This window comes from Micromonospora sp. MH33 (genome assembly GCF_003013775.1).
Taxonomy (GTDB): Bacteria; Actinomycetota; Actinomycetes; order Mycobacteriales; family Micromonosporaceae; genus Micromonospora; species Micromonospora fulviviridis.
In genome coordinates, this window is the sequence record NZ_MUYZ01000119.1 from 1 (window position 1) to 18,014 (window position 18,014).

22 protein-coding genes and 1 pseudogene are annotated in these 18,014 nt (G+C 75.5%); 12 read left to right on the plus strand and 11 right to left on the minus strand.

What is annotated here, in order from left to right; translation table 11 throughout:
- Window positions 1-164 precede the first annotated feature (164 nt).
- Window positions 165-1,058 (plus strand): SDR family oxidoreductase, encoded by an 894-nt coding sequence (locus B0E53_RS18810; protein WP_107077265.1) that lies wholly within the window; start codon window positions 165-167, stop codon window positions 1,056-1,058.
- Entirely contained in the window at window positions 1,055-1,849 is a 795-nt protein-coding gene (locus B0E53_RS18815; RefSeq protein WP_107077266.1) for an alpha/beta fold hydrolase, read from the plus strand. The genes B0E53_RS18810 and B0E53_RS18815 overlap by 4 nt, the downstream gene beginning before the upstream one ends.
- Window positions 1,850-1,855: 6 nt before the next feature.
- On the opposite strand, the gene B0E53_RS18820 is transcribed toward B0E53_RS18815, so the two are convergent.
- Window positions 1,856-2,083 (minus strand): hypothetical protein, encoded by a 228-nt coding sequence (locus B0E53_RS18820; protein WP_107077267.1) that lies wholly within the window; start codon window positions 2,081-2,083, stop codon window positions 1,856-1,858.
- Window positions 2,084-2,238: 155 nt separating this feature from the next.
- Between B0E53_RS18820 and B0E53_RS18825 the strand changes: the two genes are divergently transcribed.
- Together B0E53_RS18825 and B0E53_RS18830 are read left to right on the plus strand one after the other, a co-directional pair.
- Window positions 2,239-3,186: a serine/threonine-protein kinase gene (locus B0E53_RS18825; protein WP_107077268.1), complete on the plus strand. Its 948-nt coding sequence runs from the start codon at window positions 2,239-2,241 to the stop codon at window positions 3,184-3,186.
- A gap of 75 nt (window positions 3,187-3,261) precedes the next feature.
- Window positions 3,262-3,690 (plus strand): OsmC family protein, encoded by a 429-nt coding sequence (locus B0E53_RS18830; RefSeq protein ID WP_107077269.1) that lies wholly within the window; start codon window positions 3,262-3,264, stop codon window positions 3,688-3,690.
- A 44-nt stretch (window positions 3,691-3,734) separates the two neighbouring features.
- Here the strand turns inward: B0E53_RS18830 and B0E53_RS18835 are convergent, their stop codons facing one another.
- Entirely contained in the window at window positions 3,735-4,685 is a 951-nt protein-coding gene (locus tag B0E53_RS18835; protein WP_246835476.1) for an endonuclease/exonuclease/phosphatase family protein, read from the minus strand.
- A gap of 332 nt (window positions 4,686-5,017) precedes the next feature.
- Between B0E53_RS18835 and B0E53_RS18840 the strand changes: the two genes are divergently transcribed.
- A complete protein-coding gene (locus tag B0E53_RS18840) occupies window positions 5,018-5,854 on the plus strand; it encodes a hypothetical protein (RefSeq protein WP_210406134.1) in 837 nt (278 codons plus the stop codon).
- A gap of 8 nt (window positions 5,855-5,862) precedes the next feature.
- Here B0E53_RS18840 and B0E53_RS18845 read toward each other — a convergent pair whose 3' ends face one another.
- The 5 genes from B0E53_RS18845 to B0E53_RS18865 all read right to left on the minus strand — a co-directional run bounded on the left by B0E53_RS18845 (window position 5,863) and on the right by B0E53_RS18865 (window position 10,212).
- A complete protein-coding gene (locus B0E53_RS18845; protein WP_107077270.1) occupies window positions 5,863-6,351 on the minus strand; it encodes an ATPase in 489 nt (162 codons plus the stop codon).
- 120 nt (window positions 6,352-6,471) lie between these two features.
- Window positions 6,472-6,918 carry a response regulator gene (locus tag B0E53_RS18850; RefSeq protein WP_107077271.1) on the minus strand — a complete coding sequence of 149 codons (447 nt, stop codon included), beginning with the start codon at window positions 6,916-6,918 and terminating at the stop codon, window positions 6,472-6,474.
- 73 nt (window positions 6,919-6,991) lie between these two features.
- Entirely contained in the window at window positions 6,992-7,339 is a 348-nt protein-coding gene (locus B0E53_RS18855) for an STAS domain-containing protein (RefSeq protein WP_107077272.1), read from the minus strand.
- 78 nt (window positions 7,340-7,417) lie between these two features.
- Window positions 7,418-8,467, minus strand: coding sequence for a cobalamin-dependent protein (locus B0E53_RS18860; RefSeq protein WP_107077273.1), 1,050 nt, complete (start codon window positions 8,465-8,467; stop codon window positions 7,418-7,420).
- On the minus strand, window positions 8,464-10,212 hold the full coding sequence (locus B0E53_RS18865) for a PP2C family protein-serine/threonine phosphatase (RefSeq protein WP_107077274.1): 1,749 nt from the start codon (window positions 10,210-10,212) through the stop codon (window positions 8,464-8,466). Before B0E53_RS18865 ends, B0E53_RS18860 begins: the two co-directional genes overlap by 4 nt.
- An 86-nt stretch (window positions 10,213-10,298) precedes the next feature.
- Here B0E53_RS18865 and B0E53_RS37035 point away from each other — a divergent pair, with 86 nt between their 5' ends.
- Entirely contained in the window at window positions 10,299-10,478 is a 180-nt protein-coding gene (locus B0E53_RS37035; RefSeq protein ID WP_146167703.1) for a hypothetical protein, read from the plus strand.
- A gap of 66 nt (window positions 10,479-10,544) precedes the next feature.
- Here B0E53_RS37035 and B0E53_RS18870 read toward each other — a convergent pair whose 3' ends face one another.
- On the minus strand, window positions 10,545-10,859 hold the full coding sequence (locus B0E53_RS18870) for a hypothetical protein (protein WP_107077275.1): 315 nt from the start codon (window positions 10,857-10,859) through the stop codon (window positions 10,545-10,547).
- Between the two features lie 185 nt (window positions 10,860-11,044).
- Here B0E53_RS18870 and B0E53_RS18875 point away from each other — a divergent pair, with 185 nt between their 5' ends.
- From B0E53_RS18875 to B0E53_RS18885, 3 genes are all read left to right on the plus strand, one after another.
- Window positions 11,045-12,016 carry a DUF2267 domain-containing protein gene (locus tag B0E53_RS18875; RefSeq protein ID WP_107077276.1) on the plus strand — a complete coding sequence of 324 codons (972 nt, stop codon included), beginning with the start codon at window positions 11,045-11,047 and terminating at the stop codon, window positions 12,014-12,016.
- A gap of 73 nt (window positions 12,017-12,089) precedes the next feature.
- Complete coding sequence (locus tag B0E53_RS18880) at window positions 12,090-12,881, plus strand: fused MFS/spermidine synthase (RefSeq protein WP_168215365.1); 792 nt, start codon at window positions 12,090-12,092, stop codon at window positions 12,879-12,881.
- A gap of 43 nt (window positions 12,882-12,924) precedes the next feature.
- Complete coding sequence (locus B0E53_RS18885; RefSeq protein ID WP_107077278.1) at window positions 12,925-14,055, plus strand: AI-2E family transporter; 1,131 nt, start codon at window positions 12,925-12,927, stop codon at window positions 14,053-14,055.
- Window positions 14,056-14,070: 15 nt separating this feature from the next.
- On the opposite strand, the gene B0E53_RS18890 is transcribed toward B0E53_RS18885, so the two are convergent.
- Window positions 14,071-15,369 (minus strand): NAD(P)/FAD-dependent oxidoreductase, encoded by a 1,299-nt coding sequence (locus B0E53_RS18890; protein ID WP_107077279.1) that lies wholly within the window; start codon window positions 15,367-15,369, stop codon window positions 14,071-14,073.
- A 42-nt stretch (window positions 15,370-15,411) separates the two neighbouring features.
- Window positions 15,412-15,930: a hypothetical protein gene (locus B0E53_RS18895; protein ID WP_246835477.1), complete on the minus strand. Its 519-nt coding sequence runs from the start codon at window positions 15,928-15,930 to the stop codon at window positions 15,412-15,414.
- A gap of 85 nt (window positions 15,931-16,015) precedes the next feature.
- Between B0E53_RS18895 and B0E53_RS18900 the strand changes: the two genes are divergently transcribed.
- Both B0E53_RS18900 and B0E53_RS39465 read left to right on the plus strand, forming a co-directional pair.
- Window positions 16,016-16,636 (plus strand): M28 family peptidase, encoded by a 621-nt coding sequence (locus B0E53_RS18900; protein ID WP_246835478.1) that lies wholly within the window; start codon window positions 16,016-16,018, stop codon window positions 16,634-16,636.
- Window positions 16,621-16,833, plus strand: coding sequence for a hypothetical protein (locus B0E53_RS39465; RefSeq protein ID WP_246835479.1), 213 nt, complete (start codon window positions 16,621-16,623; stop codon window positions 16,831-16,833). The genes B0E53_RS18900 and B0E53_RS39465 overlap by 16 nt, the downstream gene beginning before the upstream one ends.
- Before the next feature lie 72 nt (window positions 16,834-16,905).
- On the opposite strand, the gene B0E53_RS18905 is transcribed toward B0E53_RS39465, so the two are convergent.
- Complete coding sequence (locus B0E53_RS18905; RefSeq protein ID WP_246835480.1) at window positions 16,906-17,439, minus strand: GNAT family protein; 534 nt, start codon at window positions 17,437-17,439, stop codon at window positions 16,906-16,908.
- A 254-nt stretch (window positions 17,440-17,693) separates the two neighbouring features.
- Between B0E53_RS18905 and B0E53_RS18910 the strand changes: the two are divergent.
- Window positions 17,694-18,014 (plus strand): annotated as a pseudogene (locus B0E53_RS18910) (glycosyl transferase family 1); the annotation flags it as partial.

Here is an 18,014-nt window from a genome sequence, read left to right on the forward strand (position 1 = left end):
CGGTGGCCGCGCCCGACGCCGCGCGGGCCGCCATGCTGGCCGTGGCGGCGCTGGCCCGCGGCCCCGACGGCCCGGACTGGCTCGCCGGCCAGGGCGTCCGGGCCTGGCCACAGACACACCGGACGACCCTTCCCCAGCCTGCTACCCGGTGGTAACTTGCCGGCATGTCCATCGACGGTCGTGCCACCGGCCGGCTGGCCGGCAAGGTGGTGCTGGTGACCGGGGCGGCCCGGGGCATCGGCGAGCACACGGCCCGGCTCGCCGCCGCCCGGGGCGCGCGGCTGGCCCTGGTCGGGCTGGAGCCCGACCGCCTCGCCGCGCTCGCCGCGGAGCTGGGTCCCGGCCACGTGTGGTTCCCCGCCGACGTCACCGACCAGGCCGAGCTGTCCGCCGCGGTCGACGGCGCGGTCACGGCGCTGGGCGGCATCGACGCGGTGGTGGCGAACGCCGGGGTGGCCAACCGGGGCACCATCGCCGTCGGCGACGTCGAGGCGCTGGTCCGCACGGTCGAGGTGAACCTCATCGGGGCGATGCGCACCGCGGCGGCGACCGTGCCGGCGCTCACCGCCAGCCGGGGCTACCTGCTGATCGTCTCGTCCGCCGCCGCGTTCGCCGCGCTGCCGGGAATGGCCGCCTACTGTGCCTCGAAGGCCGGCGTCGAGCACTTCGGCACCGCCATCCGGCTGGAGCTGGCGCACCGCGGGGTGGCCGTGGGCACGGCACACCCGTCCTGGGTGGACACCGACCTGGTCCGCGAGGCGCGGGCCGACCTGCCGGCGTTCGAGGCGGCGCTGGCGAAGCTGCCCTGGCCGATGCGGCGGACCACCACGGTGCAGGAGTGCGCCGCCGCGTTCGTCCGGGCGATCGAGCGCCGCCAGCGGCGGGTCTACGTGCCACGAGCCGTCGGAGCCGTGCAGGCGGTCCGGTCGGTGCTGGTCAGCCCGCTCGCCGACCGGCTGATCGGCCGGACCGCGAGGGACACCGTCCCGCTGATCGAGGAGCAGTCCCGGGCGCTGGGCCGGGGCTTCGGAGCGAGCACGCCGGACGTGCGGCAATGAGTGCGGTGGACGTGGTTTTCGAGCGGCGGGGGGCCGGCGCGCCGCTGGTCCTGCTGCACGGCATCGGGCACCACTGGGCCGCCTGGTCGCCGGTGCTGGACCGGCTCGCCGAGGCGCACGACGTGATCGCCCTCGACCTGCCCGGGTTCGGCCGCTCGCCGGTGCCCGCCGGCGGCCTGCCCGCCGACATGCCCGGCCTGGTGGCCGGGATCGTCGAGCTGTTCGCCGCGCTCGGGCTGGACCGCCCGCACGTGGCGGGCAACAGCCTCGGCGGGGCCATCGCGCTGGAGTTGGCCGCCGCGGGCGCGGTCTCCTCCGCGACCGCCCTCTCCCCCGCCGGCTTCTGCACCCCGCGCGAGCTGCGCTGGGCGCTCACCGTGCTCACCCTGCACCGCAACGCGGCGCGGCTGCCCGAGCCGGTGCTGCGGTCGCTGTTCGCCTCCCCGGCGCTGCGCACCCTCGCGCTGGGCATGATCCTGGCCCGGCCGAACCGGATGGCGCTGGCTGAGGCGCTGGCCGACGCGCGGGCGCTGCGCGAGGCGCGGGCCTTCCGCGCGGTGGCGCGGGCCGGTCGCGGCTACGCGTTCGCCGGCGCGCCGACCGTGCCGGTGACGGTCGCCTGGGGCACCCGGGACCGGATCCTGCCCTACCGGCAGGCGGCGCTGGCCCGGACCCGGCTGCCGGCGGCCCGGCACCTGGAGCTGGCCGGCTGCGGCCATGTGCCGATGCACGACGACCCGGAGCTGGTCGCCTCGGTCATCCTCGGCACCACCGGCGCGCGGGCGGCCTGACCGGGTTCACTCGGTGGCGCCGAACGGGTCGGTGCGCACGTACCGCATCGTCCAGGCGCCCTCGCCGTCGTGGTGGCGGTCGCGCTCGTAGAGGTGGTCCGCCTCGCCGCCGGGCGGCCGGTCGGGGTGGCGCAGGATCCACCGCCGCGGCGGCGCCCCGTCCGGGTCGGCGGGCAGGTCCCGGACCAGGTCGTCGGCGGGTCCCCCGACGAACCGTACGCGCACCAGAGCCACCGGTCACCCTCCGTCCCGCCGTCGACACGCTCCCCTGTTCGCGAAGCTACCCCGCGCCGCCTCCGTACGGGCCGGGAAACCCCCGGCGGTTTGCCCTGCTCGCGGCCCGGGTAGCGAAACCGGGTGAGGCACCGGACGAGGGCGAGGAGTGGTCGATGAGGACGCTGGGCGGGCGGTACGAGCTCGAACGGCGCATCGGCATCGGCGGGATGTCCGAGGTCTGGCGGGCGCACGACCTGGTGCTCGACCGGACCGTCGCGGTGAAGCTGATCTCGCCGGGGCTGGACGGGGAGGCCACCTCGGTGGAGCGGATCCGGGCCGAGGCCCGCTCGGCGGCCAGGCTGGTGCACCCGAACGTCGCCAGCGTGCACGACTTCGGCACGGCCGCCCTGCCGGACGGGCGCCCGGTGCCGTACATCGTGATGGAACTGGCCGAGGGGGAGACGCTCGCCGCCCACCTGCGCGGCGGCCCGCTGGACTGGCGGATCGCGGTGCGCGTCTGCGCCGAGGTGAGCGCCGCGCTGGCCGCCGCGCACGCGCACGGCATCGTGCACCGGGACGTGAAGCCGGCGAACGTGATCCTCACCCCGGCCGGGGTGAAGGTGCTCGACTTCGGGATCGCCACCCCGGCGGGCGCACCCGACCACACCCCGGACGGGATCGTGGTCGGCACTCCGGCGTACCTGGCGCCGGAGCAGCTCGAGCGGCAGCCGGCCAGCCCCGCCGCCGACATGTACGCCCTGGGCGTGCTCCTCTACTACTGCCTGACCGGTCGCCTCCCGTACACGGCCGACACCACCACCCAGCTGCTCGGTTCGGGCCGGCGCCGGCCGCCGGAGCCGCTGCCCGAGATCGACGGGTTGCCGGCCGAGGCGGCCGACCTGTGCCGGCGCTGCCTCGCCACCGACCCGACTACCCGGCCGAGCAGCCTGATGGCCGCACTGCTGCTCGCCGAGGTGGTGGACGCCCGCGTCTACGTGCCGATGGTCGCGGTGGCTCCCCGCCAGCGGCGCGTGCCGGTGTCGCCCTGGACCGACCGGGCGGCCGCCGAGGCGACCGAGGCGATCGCCGTCGACGCGTACCCGGCCGGCCGGGCCGGCTGACGCCCTGCCTGCTCAGGCGCGGTTTCGCCGGCCGGGGGCCGGGTAGCCGGGCGGGTGAGTGACGGGAGGAACGCGATGCCGGATCCGAGTTCCTGGCTGGCCGAGACGGCCACGGCGACCGCTGCGGGTGGTCACGTACGCACCGAAGACGGCGGTCTCTCCTCCGCCCTGGCGTCCCCGTTGGCGCCGCACTGCACCGGTCTGACGCCCGAGCAGCTCTTGGCGGCCGCGTTCGCCTCCTGCCTGCACCACGCGGCGGTGGAGGCGGCCGGTGAGATCACCGACGAGGCGCACACCGTCGAGGTGACCGCGGCGGCGAAGCTGGGCCGCGACGACGACGGCCGGTACCGCGCCGACGTGCACGCCGAGATCTCCTCGGCCGGTCTCACCCGCGAGCAGCTGGCCGACCTGGTGGCGCACGCGGACCGGCTCTGGCCGTTCACCAGCGGCGACAACAGCCGGCACCGGCTGACCGTCACCCCGGCGGAGAACGGCCGGCACTGACCGCTCACCCGTCATCCCGGCGGAGAACGGCCGGCACTGACCGCTCACCAGCGGAAACCGGCGGTCACCGCCCGGTGGTCGCTCTCGGGGGTGTGCACCACCCCGGCCGCGGTGGGGGTGAGCCCCCGGAAGAGGACGTGGTCCGGGCGGGTCACCGGAAGCTCCGCCGGCCAGGTGAAACCGAAGCCCTGTCCGGCGTCGGCCTGGGCGTTGCGCAGCAGGTGCGTGAGCGGCGCGAAGACCCGGTCGGTGGTGGCGGTGTTCAGATCGCCGAGCACCACGAGCCGGGGCGCGTCGTCGGCCCGGACGGTGGCGGCCAGGGCGGCGACGGTCTCGTCGCGGGTGGCGGTGTGCCCGGCCCGGGCCGAGCCGAGGTGGACCACGTACACCGCCAGGTCGCCCTGCGGGGCGGCGACGACGGCCCGCAGGGCCCGTTCCCAACCGAGGCCGGTGTCCACGCCGTGCGCCTCGCGGATCGGCCAGCGGCTCCACAGCCCGACGGTGGAGACCGTGGCGCGGTGCGGGTAGCGCCCGGCCAGCGCGGCGGCGACCCGGTCGCCGTCGTCGACCTCCTGCAGCCCGATGAGGTCCGGGTCGGCGTCGGCGAGGGCGTCGACCGTGGCGGCCGGGTCGGGGTTGCCGGAGCGCAGGTTCTGGCTGGCCACCCGGAGCGAGGTGGCGCCCGCGCCGGCGGCCGGCGGCAGCCACGCCCCGCCGTAGAGCGCCGCCCAGACGACCGCCGGCAGCAGGACCACGAGCAGGGCCCGCCGGGACCGGCGCAGCAGCGCCGCGAGCGCGAGCAGGGGTACGCCGAGCCCGAGCAGTGGGGTGGCGCTGTCCACCAGGCTGCCCAGGCCGTGCACGTTGGGCACCGCGCGGTGGCCGAGGAGCAGCACGGTGAGCAGGACGGCGCAGAGGCTGACGATCAGCCCCCGCCGGCCCTGGCGGCCCGCGGGTTCTCCGGCGGCCCGCTCATCGACCATCTGCTCCGTCACCGTCCGCATCGTATCGAGCCGCCGACCCTCGGCGGGCGGCGATTCCGGGTCTGCCCCGGACCCGGCCGCCTGGCCTCTCCGGCCCACGCGGGCACCCCCAGGTGACGGGTCTGCCCCTCCTCCGAACGGAGGAGGCCGGCAGGAAGCGCCGAGAAGATGATCATGCGTACGTTCCGTACCGGAGTTTCGGACATGACCGGAAAATGCGAAAGGCGAGAGAGATCGAATTCATGTTCTACCGAGCGTAATGCGCGGGCGGATCATGGCAAATTGTGACGCATGCCACCAACCACCCCGATGGCAAGCGCCGGGAAGCTTTCTAGCCTCGGCGGGTGCATCCCGACCACCCCGCTGAGCAGCAGCCGACCGAGACCCCACCCGTTCGCCGTACGATCGACCCGGCATCAGCCGAACGGAGGACCGGGCGGCACCGGGCCCCGGACGCACGGCGCGGGCCGATCCGCTCCACCCCCGCCCGGGTCGCCGTCGCCACCGGCGTGACCTGCTGCCTCGGCCTGATCGGGGTCGTCGGCGCGCGGGAGACCGGGCCGGCGCACGAGCCGGTCCGCGAGGCGCTCGCCGACCGGGCGGCCGTCGCCAGCGAGCAGCGCGCCTCCCGGGACTACGAACGCAGCGCCCCGCCGGTCGCCGTGCCGGTCACCCCGGTCCCGGTCGCCACGCCCAGCCCGACGCCCACCAGGAAGACGCCGAAGAAGCCGGTCCGGCCCAAGCACCCCCGGCCCGTCGCCGGGCTGGACCAGCGGCAGATGGACAACGCCAAGGCGATCGTGGACGCCGGCCTGGGCATGAAGATGCCCCGCCGGGCGCTGGTGGTGGCCGTCGCCACCGCGATGCAGGAGAGCGACCTCTACAACCTGGCCAGCGACGTGCTCCCCGAGTCGTTCGACTACCCGCACCAGGGCAGCGGTTCCGACCACGACTCGATCGGGCTGTTCCAGCAGCGACCCAGCAGCGGCTGGGGCACCGTCGCCGAGATCATGCGGCCGGCGTATGCGGCCCGCGCGTTCTTCACGGCGCTGAAGGAGGTGCCCGGCTGGACGGAGTTGAGCCTCACGGCGGCGGCCCAGGCGGTGCAGGTCTCCGCCTTCCCCGACGCGTACGCGCAGCACGAGCAGCGGGCGACCACCGTGGTGGCGGCGCTGGTCTGAGCGGGCGCTCAGGCCGCGCTGCGCTCGGCGGCGCCACCGGTCGGCAGCCCGGCGGCGGCGGTCGGGGTGTCCGGGGGCACCACGTCGCCGCGTACCCCGGCGAGGACCTCGTCGACGCGGGCCTCGCGCCGGCGACGGGCCAGCAGCGCCGCCTCGAAGTCCCGGCGCGCCCGGACCGCCTCGGCGTAGGCCTGCTCGCGTACCTGGCGGGCCTCCTCGCGGGCGGCCTCCAGCTCGCTGCGGGCCAGAGCCAGCAGCGTGGCGGCCTCCCGTTCGGCCGCCGTCCCGGCCGCCACCTCGCCGTCCACGACGGCGGTGCGGCGGCGCAGGAAGTCGCAGAGGTGGGTCGCGTCCTCCCGGATCTGGTCCCACTCCCGGCCGGCGCCGGCGGCGCTCTCCGCGCGGGCGGCGAGCCGGACCAACCGGATTCCCAGCTCGTCCAGGCAGGAGTCCACCTGCCGCTGGTCGTAACCGGTCTCAACCACGGAGAACCTCATGCGTGTCGCCCCCCAGGCAGCTGGTGTCACTTCCCCACCTGACGATCCTGGGCGGCGGGCGGCCACGCCCGTGGCGGTTCCCGCAAAATGTTCAGCATCCGGATGCCCGGACGAAGGCGGTCAGGGGTGCTTGGGAAGCACGACCACCCGGCCGAAGAACTCGTCGATACGGCGCACCACGTCGTTGAAGTCGTCCAGGTCGATCGGCTTCGTCACGTACGCGTTGGCCTGCAGCGTGTAGCTGCCGAGGATGTCGGTGTCGGCGTTGGAGGTCGTCAGCACGACGATCGGGATGGTGCGCAGGTCCTCGTCCTGCTTGACCTCGCCGAGCACCTGACGCCCGTCCATGCGCGGCATGTTCAGGTCGAGCAGGATCACGTCGGGCCGCCGGGCCTCGGTGTGCCGGCCCTCGCGGCGGAGGAACTCCATCGCCTCCTGGCCGTCGTTGACCACGTCGATGATCTTCTCGACGTCCGAGTCCTCGAGCGCCTCCTCGATCATGAGGACGTCACCCGGGTCGTCGTCCACCACCAGGATACGAACGGGGCTCGGGGTGCCATGACCCATGGGAAAACCTGCTTCGTCTCGGAGGTGGAGGCGCCGGCGGCGAGGTCGACCACCGGCGGGAAAATCTATCCGATCAGGAGGCGGCCGGCGTGGCCGGGTCGGCCCGGTCCGCCTCGTAGCACAGCACGTCGGCCAGCCCGGTCATCTCGAGCACCCGGGCCACCCGCCCGGTCGCCCCGGTGATCCGCAACCAGCCGCCCGCGGCCGCGGTGAGGTTGTCGCCGCGGACGAACGCGGCGATGCCGGTGGAGTCGCAGAAGGTCAGCTCGGTGAGATCCAGCAGCAGCTCACGGTGCCCCTCGGCGGCCAGCCGGTCGATGGCGGCGGTGAGCTCCGGCGCGGTACTCAGATCGAGCTCACCCGCGAGCCGGAGGCGGGCCCGGCCGCCGTCCAGCCGGGCGTGTGTGACGGTGAACGTCACCGTGGCCCCCCTCGCTCCCACCACAAGCCGACCTTTGCAGTGCAGCAAGTATACGCAGAGTTCCCCGCACCTCGGCGATCACCGCCGCGAGGCGGCCGACAGCCCGCTGACCAGGACGCGAGCCCGGTCGAGGAACCGGCCGGCGCGGGGGAAGTCGCGCAGCCGCTGTCCATAGTGGCCGAGGGTCAGGCCGACCGCGCTCGCCGGGACCCGGCGGCTGACCAGGATCGCCACCAGCCACTCGACGAACTCGCTGAAGAGGGTTTCGTCGTCGACGTAGAGGGCGGCGGCGAGGAAGTCGACGATGTAGCCGAGGTCGCTGACGGTCGAGTCGAGCTGCGCGGGGGTGTAGCCGCGTACCCCCGGCACCCGCTCCCTCAGGTCGGCCAGAGCGCTGTCGATCAACTCGCCGCGACGCTTCGCCAGGCTCGCGTACTCGTCGTCGGCGCGGCGGTCGAGCCGGGCCGGCGGCACCGCGCGCAGCGCCCGCTCGTCGGCGAGCAGGTCGGCCGCGGCCGGCGCGTCCGGCGCCCACGGCACGCCGAGCACCCGGGCCCAGCGGCCGTCGCCGCCGAAGCCGCGCCCGCCCACCACCACCGGCACGTCCGAGCGGCGGCACGCCTCGATCATCCGGTGCGCGTGCGGCAGCCGCATCGGCAGCGCGCAGGCCAGGGCCACCGCGTGCGCGTCGTAGCGGTGCAGGTAGGACACCAGGTGCGCGGCGGGCACGCTGGCCCCGAGGAAGGTCACCTGCCAGCCGCGCAGCCGCAGCACCTCGGCCACCAGCCGAGCCGGCAGCGCGTGCCACTCACCGTCCATGCAGCCCACCACGATCCGGCCCCGGGTCGGGCGGGGATCGGCGTACGCGGCCACGGCGGCCACCACCCGCTCGCTGATGTGGGTGGCGGCGTGCTCCTGGGCCACGCTCCACTCGTCGCGCGCCCACCGCTCCCCCACTTCGGCCTGCGCGGGGGCGACCAGGTCCAGCAGCACCCGCTCGGCCGGCACGCCGGACTCCAGCAGCCCGACGGCCACCTCGACGGCGCCGTGCTCGTCGGCCTCCGCGAGGAACTCCAGGTAGCCGGGGAAGGCGTGAGCCGGGTCGGCCTCGGTGGTCGTCGCGGTCACGCGGTGGTCTCCCTCGGTCGGTCGGCGCCGGTCGGGCCGTGCACCGCGTGCAGATGGCGGCCCGGGCGACCCGGGCCGGTCGCCCGCAACGCGAGCACCGCGATGTCGTCGTGGTCGCCGTGGCCGAGCCAGTCGCAGGTCACCTGCTCGATCCGCTCGGCCAGCGCCGGCGCGGGCATCCGGTGGCAGCCGGTCACCGCGTGGAGCAGCCGCTCGGCGCCGAACTGCTCGTCGCCGCGCCGGCCGCCCCGCGCCTCGGTCACCCCGTCGCTGTAGAGCAGGCAGGTCTCGCCCGGCGCCAGCTGCACGGTCGCCTCGCCGATCCGGGGCTCCGGTACCACCCCGATCAGCATCCCGCTCAGCGGCACCACCTCGACCTCGCCAGAGGTCCGCAGCACCAGCGGTGGGAGGTGGCCGCCACCGGCCAGGGTCAGGGTGAGGCTGCCGTCGCGGTGCGGGCGGACCACGCCCAGCACGATGGTGGCGAACCGGCCCTGCCCGTGCGCCTGGGTGGTCTCCAGCAGCGCGTCGTTGAGCAGCTTGAGCAGCCGTCCGGGCTGCGACTCGACGCGGTGCAGCGCGTGCAGGCACTGGCGGAGCTGGCCGGTGAACACCGCCGCCTCGACGCCCTTGCCCGAGACGTCGCCGAGGAAGAAGACCGAGCCGCCGTCGACGAGCCGGTGGGAGCCGTAGAAGTCACCGCCGATCCGCAGCCCGGCCTGCGCCGGCCGGTACGCGGTGCCCCACTGCACGCCGGTGGCCGCCGCCGGCTCGACGGGCAGCAGGCTGGCCTGGAGCGTGTCGGCGACCTCGGCCTGGTCGCGGTAGAGCACGGCGGTGGTCAGCGCGGCGCCGGCGCGGGCCGCGAAGGCGCGGACCAGGTCGAGGTCGGCCTCGTCGTACCAGCGGCCGGCCCGACGGGCCACGAGAAGAACACCGGCCGGGGTCTCCCGACCGGGCAGCGGCACCACCCGCGCGGTAACTCCGGCCGCGTCGAGCCCGGGCAGCCAGCCGGCCTCGACGGCCTGCTCGACCAGCCAGTCCACGGCGTGCGGCTCGGCACCGCCGAGGCCCTCCTCGATCGCCGACGGCAACGCCGCGGCGGCGAGCATGCCGCTGTCCACGGCGGGCGCCTCGTCGTCCGCGCGCACCGCCCGCCACCAGCGGGCCCGGCCGGAGCGCGGGGTCAGCACCAGCACGGCGACATCGGCCACCGTCGGCACCGCCAGCCGGACCACCGCGGCGGCGGCGCGGTCGGGATGCAATGGGTTGCCGAGCTTCTCGCCGACCACGGCGAGGAACGCCGAGCGGGCGCGCTCGGCGAGCAGCGCGTCGGCCCGGCTGACGCTCTCGGTGACGTCCTCGACGTACCAGCAGCGGCGTGCGGCGGAGAGCGGGACCCGCCGCAGCCGCAAACGCCGCCCGTGATGGGTGAACTCGCCCGGGTCCGCGCCGAGCAGCGCGGGCACGCCGGCCGCGGCGAGCACCTCGCCGGGCACCACCTCGGGGACCAGCCGTTCGGCGACCGTGCTGAGGTGCCGCACCACGCCGTCGGCGTCGCAGACGATCAGACCCTCGCAGAAGTGCTCCACCACCTCCGACCAGTCGGGGGTGGGCAGGCCGCGGTCCGGGGCCAGGGGCGGCAGGGCCGGGGCGGCGGCGGACCAGGCGCGAGCCCTCCCGGTTCCCGGCGTGGAGACCCGTCCGTCGCCCGGGTCGGCACCCCTGACGTCGGCTGCAGTCACCAGCTGAGCCCCACTCCTTGTCGATTCCCGCGGCACGCCGGAGACGGCGCGTATGGTCAGATCCCTCCACCTCACCCTACGCCGGCGTGCCGGGACCGCCACTCCACGGCCTGCGGCCCGGCCTGCGGTCGCACAGCCGGCCCGAGGGCGTTCCGGGTGGTTACGATCCCCGACGACCACCCCGGGGTCTGCGCCGCGACGGCTACCAGGAGCTGCTGCTCGACTTCGCCGGTGTGACGCCCGAAGAGACCCGCCAGGTCGGCTGACCACCGGCGGAACGGGGGGGTGGCCCCCGACCCTGGGACCAGGGGCCGGGGGCCGGGGAGGGTGGCTCAGGCGGCAGGGGCGGCCTGCAGGCGCGGGCCGGATTCGCGCAGCTCCCCCACGGTGGGCGAGGCCGCGTCCTCGGGCGCGCCGGAATCGGGCGTCTGAAACAGGTAACGGACGAACTCCCCACCCGCCTCGTTGTCGTCGGCTCCCGGCCACTGCCCCACACAGTCGACGCCGACGACCTCGCGGCCGCTGCCGTCGCCCTCCTCTAGCAGCGCCCAGAGGGTCACCGGATAGCAGCGGGTGCCCTCCGGGTCGACCTGCCACCGCGCGTACCAGCCGGGCCGGGCGGGGACGATCTCCACGATCCGTTTCATGACGACCTGCCCTTCCGCGTGCGTCGGAAGTTCTTCCGGTCCACCCCGATGGTGCGGCCCCGCCGGGTGACCGGTCCTCACCCGCAGCGAGTGAAGCTGGCCGGTCCGGCCGCGCCCGTTTCCTTCCCAGCAGCGCCGGGAAGGCGACCGGCGCAAGCGCAACCGACCAGGAACGAGGTGCGACGATGCGCAAGCAGATGGAGGGCGACAACCAGCGCCGCCGGGCCCTGGCCCGCGAGGCCCGGGAACGCGGTCGGCGGCCCAGCCAGACCGGCGCCAGCCTGAGCGCGTCCAAGCAGATCACCTCGCTGGACCAGCGCGAGCGGTCCGGCCCGCCGCCGGCCGGCCAGCACAAGCCGGACACCACGCGCGGCGGTCCCGCGCCGCCGCCGGCGGCCGTGGCGGAGCGCCCGCGCCCGCTGCCCGACGGGCGGCCGGCCCGGGTGACCACGCTGGGCTACCGGGATCTCGTCGACGACGTGAGCCGGCGGGCCGGGGTGGACTTCTCCACCGCCAAGGTGGCGGCCGAGGCGACCGTGCTGGCGCTCGCCTGGGCGCTCGACGAGGCCGAGCGGGAGCGGCTGCTCGAGGCGGTGCCGGTGAAGCTGCACGACGTGGTGCCGGTGGACGGCATCGAGCGGCGGCGGGACCTGCCCGGCTTCCTGGCCGAGGTGGGCCGGCGCAGCCGCCTCACCCCGGAGCAGGCGCGCTACCAGGCCGAGGCGACCCTCGCGGCGCTGGCCGACGCGGACGGCGAACTGGTCGAGTCGCTGCGCGTACCGGACGGGTTGCGGGACCTGCTCGCGCCGACGGAGCCCGGCGGCGGCCTGGTGGGTCCGACGTCCGCCACCGCCCCGCTGGACGAGCAGGAACTGCGCGCCGCGCTCGGCCGGTTGCCGTACTGGTCCAGCGACCGGCAGTCGCTGGTGCGCACGATCGAGCTGCCGGCCGGCAACCTGGACCGGGTGCTCGACCGGCTCGACCAGCTCCGGGGCGAGACCGGGCGCGGCCCGCAGATCGGCCGTCCCGACCCGGACAGCGCCGTGCTCACCGTGCGGACCCAGCAGGTCGACGGGGTGACGGCGCTGGACGTGGACCTGGCCCGGCGGGTCGACGACGCCATCGACGAGGCCGGCGCCGGGATGGCCGCCGGCTGAGCGGTGTGCCGGTCTGCGGGCCGGCGGGCGCCTTGCCCGCCGGCCCGCCGTGTCGCGGGTACCGTTGCCCGCCGTGGAGAGCGACGCCGAGGCACTGGAGATCGTCGTGGACCCGGCCCGGCCCACCGGCCGGACGTTGCTCGCCGCCGGGGTCGAACAGTCCTACGTCGACGTCACGGACCCACGCCACCTGCACTTCGAGTACGTGCGGCGGATGGCCGCCGTGGTCGACCTGGCCGCCCCACCGGGCCGGCCGCTGGCCGCCCTGCACCTGGGCGGTGGGGCGCTCACCCTGCCGCGCTGGCTGGCCGCCACCCGCCCCGGCTCCCCGCAGCGGGTGATCGAGCGCGACCCCGCGGTGGTCGAACTGGTCCGCCGCGACCTGCCGCCGGCGCCGCCCGAGGTGGCCGTGGAGATCGGCGACGCCCGGGACGCGGTCACCGCCGCGCCGACCGGGGCCTACGACCTGGTGCTGGCCGACGTCTACCGGGCGGCCCGGATGCCGCGCCACGTGGCAAGCGTGGAGTTCGCCGCCGAGGTGGCCCGGGTGCTGCGCCCGGACGGCGTCTTCCTGGTCAACGTCACCGACCTCCCCCCGCTGGTGCACACCCGGACCCAGGTGGCCACGCTGCGGGCGGTCTTCGCCGACGTCTGCCTGGTCGCCGACCGGCGCATGCTGCGCGGCCGGCGGTACGGCAACCTGGTGCTCGCCGCCGCGACGCGCCCCGACCGCCTGCCGGTACGCCGGCTCGTCGCCCGCGCCGCCGGCGACCCGCTGCCCGGCGGGGTCCTGCACGGGGCGACGCTCGACGCGTTCGTGGCCGGCACCCGGCCGGCCACCGACGCCAGCCTGGCCGAGGGCTGACCCGGCGGGGTTTCCGGGGGCCGGACGCGGGTAGCCGCGCCGGATGAGCAACGCCGACGACCGGTCCACCGCCCGCCGGGCGCTGATCGTGATCGGTCTGGTGCTCGTCACGTTGGCCGGGCTGGCGCTGGTCTGGGCGACCCGGCGGGTGCTGGTCTGGGGCCTGGTCGCGGCGTTCTTCGCGGTCGCCCTGAAGCCCCTGGTCGATTGGGTGGAACGGCGGCTGGTGCGGCACCGGGCGCTGGCCACCCTGATGGTCTTCCTGGCCACCTTCGTGGTGCTGGCCGCGCTGGGCGCGATGATCGTGCTGCCACTGGTCGACGAGCTGGGCCGGTTCGCCGACCGGGCCCCGGAGCTGGTCCGCGAGGCCCGGGCGGGGCGGGGGCCGGTCGGCGAGGCGCTCAACCGGTTCCACCTGCGCCGGTACGCCGACACGCACGCCGACCAACTCCAGCGTTACGGCGCCCGGATCGGCCAGCCGGCGGTCGGGGTGGTGCGGGGCGTGCTCCAGACCGTCGCCGCGGTGGTGACCGTGGTGGTGCTGGCCTACCTCATGGTGCTGGAGGCTCCGAAGATCATCGCTGGGACGCTCAAGCTGGTCGGCGACGGTGCGGCGGAGCGGCTGCGCCGTATCGGCCGGGACTCCTCCCGGATCATCACCGGCTACCTCAGCGGCAACCTGGTGATCAGCGTGATCTGCGGCGGGCTGACCTTCGGCGTGCTCTTCCTCGTCGGCGTGCCGTTCGCCGGGGTGATCGCCCTGGTGGTCGCGCTGGCCGACCTCATCCCGCTGGTCGGGGCCACCCTCGGGGCGATCGTCGCGGCCGGGGCCGGGTTCCTGCACTCCCCCACGGCCGGTGTCGTGGTGCTGGTCTTCTTCGTGGTGTACCAGCAGGTCGAGAACCATCTGCTGCAACCCGTCATCATGGCCCGCGCGGTCCGGCTGAACCCGTTGACCGTGCTGGTCAGCGTGCTTCTCGCCGCCGAGCTCGCCGGCCTGGTGGGTGCCCTGCTGGCCATCCCGGTGGCGGGGATCGTGCAGGTCCTGCTGCGCGAGTTCGCGCCCGCCGGCCAGCAGGCCCTGCCCGTCCCGGCCACCCCGGAGCGGCCGGCACGGCGTCCGGCCGGCGGTCGGGGTCCCGCGGAGGGGAACCCGCCGCCGGCCGGCGGATGAGGCAGGCGGACCCGGTCAGCGCCGGCGCACCACCTCGGGCGACTCGCTCTCCAGCGGCACCGCGTTCGCCGGGACCAGGCCGAGCTGCACGGCGGGTCGGGGCAGGGTGGCGTCGAGCAGCCAGTCCGCGCCGACCCGGGCCCGGTTGCTCGGCATGGCATAGAGGTGGTAGCCGCGGGTGACCGCCTTTGCCGGCAGGCCGGCGAGCGGCACGTGCAGCGGGTTGGCCGCCGCTTCCTTGCCACCCAGGTCGACCACCCAGCCCAGGTCGCGGTGCTTGTACGACTTCCGGGTGCCCTGCCCGTACGAGGCGGCGATGTTGTGCGCCGCGAGCTTGCCCTGCCGCTGCGCGTGCTGGGCGGTCATGGCGCAGATCTGCCCGGGGCGGGTCGGGTCGGGCACGGCCGCCGCGTCGCCGCAGGCGAACACCTCCGGGTAGCCGGGGACGTTGAGGTACTCGTCCACCACGAGGCGTCCCTTCTCGGTGCGCAGCCCCAGCTCGGCCACGAACGGGTCGGGGCGCACCCCGACGCACCAGACCAGGCTGCACGTCGGCACGTACTCACCGTCGGTCAGCAGCACCCCGTCCGGGGTGGCCTCGGAGACCGAGGTGCCCATCCGCACGTCGACGCCGCGCCGGCGCAGCACCCGGTCGGCCGTGACGGACAGACGCTGGTCCAGCTCGGGCAGCACGCGCGGGGCCACGTCCAGCAGCATCCAGCGGGGACGCACCTTGAGGTGGGGCCGCTGCGCCATCAGCCGGTCGGTGAAGAGCTGGCCGTGCGCGGCGACCTCGGTGCCGGTGTAGCCGGCGCCGACCACCACGAACGTGGTCCGGGACCGCTGCTCGGCCGGGTCCTCGGCCAGCTCGGCCAGCTCGATCTGGCGCACCACGTGGTCGTGCAGGTAGAGCGCCTCGGGCAGGCCGCGGAAGCCGTGCGCGTACTCGGTCACCCCGGGGATCGGCAGCAGCTTGTTGACGCTGCCGACGGAGAGCACCAGCCGGTCGTACGCGAGCTGGCCGGGGTCCCCCTCGGCGGAGCGGTAGCCGACCCAGCGGTTCTGCAGGTCGACGCGGTCCGCCTCGCCGATGACCACGCGGACGCCGTCGAGCGTGCCGGCGAGCGGCACGGAGATCCGGGTGGGCTCGATCACCCCGGCGGCGACCTCGGGCAGCAGCGGCAGGTACAGGAAGTAGTCGGTCGTGTTCAGCAGGACAATCTCGGCCCGCTTGCCGGCAAGCCGGCTCAACGTCTTCGCCGCGTGGTATCCGGCGAACCCGGCCCCCACGATCACCACACGAGGTTTCGTCATGCCTGCTGCCGTTCCCGCCGAGGACCCCGACAAACGTGGCCGTCAGTCGGGGGCGAGCCGGACGTACCCGGTCCGGCTGACCGCCTCGACGTTCCAGCGGCGGCCGAAGGCGGCGTCCGCCTGCAGCCGGGCGGCCAGCACCGGGTCCGCGAGCGGCCCCTCGGCCAGCTCGGCCAGCTCGGCCAGCTCGGCCAGCTCGGCCAGGCGCAGCTTCGCGTCGTAGGTGTAGCCCTGGATCTCACAGGTGGCGATCGGCAGCACCGGGATGCGCCCGTCGGAGAAGCAGACCCCGTCCGGGGAGTCCCGCCAGCACTGGTTACCCAACCCCTCCGGCGAGCGGGTTCCGTACTCGACGTACCCGTCGCCGTCCCGGTCGCCGTAGTCGTCGATCCAGTGCAGGGCGGCGAGCGCGTGCTCCGACAGCCGGCGGACCATGTCGTCGTCGCGGGTCCACCGCCAGTACCCGGAGAGCAGGATCAGCCAGAGCTGGGTGGTGTCCGCCGTGCCGTAGTACGGGGTGTACGGCTTGGCTCCGGTGCGGGTCAGCTCGCCGCTGCGCACCTCGTGCGGGTGCTCCGGATGAATCGCCCGACATCCACCTCCGCCTATATGGACAAACATCGCCGTTCGGGGCGAGGATGCCCTGATGGGAACCCACGAGACCGCCGGGGGTCGGCCCACGAGGTCCACCCGGCGCACCTTCCTCACCGCCTCCGCCGCGGCCACCGCCGCCACCGTCGCCGCCCCGCTGGCCGCCGCCACCGAGTCCGTCATGCCCCCCGGCCCCGGCCACCCGGTCCGGCCGCAGCCGCCGGACCGCGAGCTGACCGCGCTGCTGCGCGAGATCGACCGGGACCGGATCGAGGCCACCGTCCGCCGGCTCGCCGCGTTCGGCACCCGGCACACCCTGTCGGACCAGAACGATCCGGTACGCGGCATCGGCGCCGCCCGGGACTGGATCCACGCTCAGCTCGCCGGGTACGCCGCCGCCTCCGGCGGCCGGATGACCGTCGAGCTCCAGTCGTACGTCCAGCAGCCGGCCTCCCGCATCCCCACCGCCACCACCATCACCAACGTGGTGGCCACCCTGCGCGGCGACACCACGCCGGACCGGGTCTACGTGATCACCGGCCACTACGACTCCCGGGCCACCGACGTGATGGACGCGGTCAGCGACGCCCCGGGCGCCGACGACGACGCCTCCGGCGTGGCGTTGGTCCTGGAACTGGCCCGGGTGCTGGCCACCCGGCGATGCGGGTCCGGGTGATCTACCGGCGGGACCGCTACCTGCGCGGGGTGGTGTGGCGGGAGACCACCGCCCCCGAGTGGCAGAAGGTGCTGCCGGTCGGCGACGTCACCGAGGTGACCATCGACCTGTCCAAGGACAACGTGTTCTTCGGCGTCCGGGCGGTGGACCGGGCCGGGCACCGCAGCCCGGTGGCCTTCCCGAAGCCGGGCAGCTGACCGCCGGGCCGGGCCGGGGGCGGAGCCGACGACGCCGGTGGTGGTCGCCGTTCGGTGGCCGCCGCCGCGCTCTCAGCCCCGCCCCGGCTCCGGCGCGGTGATCGCCCAGCGCTCGTGGTCCCGCCAGGCGCCGTCGATGAACAGGTAGTCCGGCGAGAAGCCCTCCAGCCGGAACCCCAGCCGCTGGGCCAGCCGCTTCGACGGCTCGTTGCCGGGCTGGATGTTCGCCTCCAGCCGGTGCAGCCCGAGGGCGGTGAACGCGTGCTCGATCACCAGCCGGACCCCGGCGGAGGCGTGCCCGGTGCCGGCGTACGGCAGGAAGGCGGCGTAGCCGAGGTAGCCGCCGCGCAGCGCGCCCATGACGATGCCGCTGATGTTCGCGTACCCGGCGATCTCGCCGGTGGCCCGGTCGCAGAGCAGGTACCCGGAGCTGTCCCGCCCCCGGATCTTGCGCAGGTACGCGGCGTACCGGCCGGCGTCGTCCGGCGCGGAGAGCCACGGGTGGTGCAGGTCGTGGCTGCGCCGGGCGGCGGCGACGAACTCCGCCTCGTCGTCGGGGCGGGGGCGGCGGATGGCGACGCGGCCGTCGCTGCGCAGGTACCTCACGGTGATCCACTCTCCGTCACCCGCCCGACCGCTGTCCCACCGGGGGTCGCGCCGCGCGCCGAGGTGCCCCAGCGCGGCGTGGCGCCGGCCACCGCCCAACCGCCTCCTCTCGGTCACCTTGCCGTCACGTCGGCGTAGCCCGGGCGACGGATGCCTCCACCATCGTGGTGTCGCGCCGGGAAGGCCGGCCGACCAGCGGAGGACCAGCAGTGGCACACGACGAGGCGACGCCGCCGCGCCGCGGCCGGATCGTCATGCTCGTCGACAACAAGGTCGAGGGCGACTCCCGGGTGCAGAAGGTCGCCCGGTCCGCCGCCGAGGCCGGGTGGGACGTGACGCTGCTCGGCCGCTCGCCGGACGGCACGGAACGGAGCTGGCGGCTCGGGGCCGCCGAGGTGCGGCTGCTGCCGATGCCGGAGCCGCTGCACCGGCGCCGGCACGAGTTCCGCCGCTCGCTGCGCTGGCCGCTGGCGTACCGGTCGGACGGCATCGCCGAGCACCGCGCCCAGTGGGTCCGGGCCTGGCGGGCCGACCTGGCCGTCCGCTCCGCCCTGGTGACGCGGCGCGCCGCGGCC

Excerpts from the sequence above, each read along its gene's own strand:
- B0E53_RS18850 (WP_107077271.1), bottom strand. The coding sequence starts at position 6,918 with ATGGGTCATGGCACCCCGAGCCCCGTTCGTATCCTGGTGGTGGACGAC.
- B0E53_RS18885 (WP_107077278.1), top strand. The coding sequence starts at position 12,925 with ATGAGCAACGCCGACGACCGGTCCACCGCCCGCCGGGCGCTGATCGTG.
- B0E53_RS18900 (WP_246835478.1), top strand. The coding sequence starts at position 16,016 with ATGGGAACCCACGAGACCGCCGGGGGTCGGCCCACGAGGTCCACCCGG.
- B0E53_RS18890 (WP_107077279.1), bottom strand. The coding sequence starts at position 15,369 with ATGACGAAACCTCGTGTGGTGATCGTGGGGGCCGGGTTCGCCGGATAC.
- B0E53_RS18870 (WP_107077275.1), bottom strand. The coding sequence starts at position 10,859 with ATGAAACGGATCGTGGAGATCGTCCCCGCCCGGCCCGGCTGGTACGCG.
- B0E53_RS18810 (WP_107077265.1), top strand. The coding sequence starts at position 165 with ATGTCCATCGACGGTCGTGCCACCGGCCGGCTGGCCGGCAAGGTGGTG.
- B0E53_RS18830 (WP_107077269.1), top strand. The coding sequence starts at position 3,262 with ATGCCGGATCCGAGTTCCTGGCTGGCCGAGACGGCCACGGCGACCGCT.
- B0E53_RS39465 (WP_246835479.1), top strand. The coding sequence starts at position 16,621 with ATGCGGGTCCGGGTGATCTACCGGCGGGACCGCTACCTGCGCGGGGTG.
- B0E53_RS18875 (WP_107077276.1), top strand. The coding sequence starts at position 11,045 with ATGCGCAAGCAGATGGAGGGCGACAACCAGCGCCGCCGGGCCCTGGCC.
- B0E53_RS18825 (WP_107077268.1), top strand. The coding sequence starts at position 2,239 with ATGAGGACGCTGGGCGGGCGGTACGAGCTCGAACGGCGCATCGGCATC.
- B0E53_RS18815 (WP_107077266.1), top strand. The coding sequence starts at position 1,055 with ATGAGTGCGGTGGACGTGGTTTTCGAGCGGCGGGGGGCCGGCGCGCCG.
- B0E53_RS18845 (WP_107077270.1), bottom strand. The coding sequence starts at position 6,351 with ATGAGGTTCTCCGTGGTTGAGACCGGTTACGACCAGCGGCAGGTGGAC.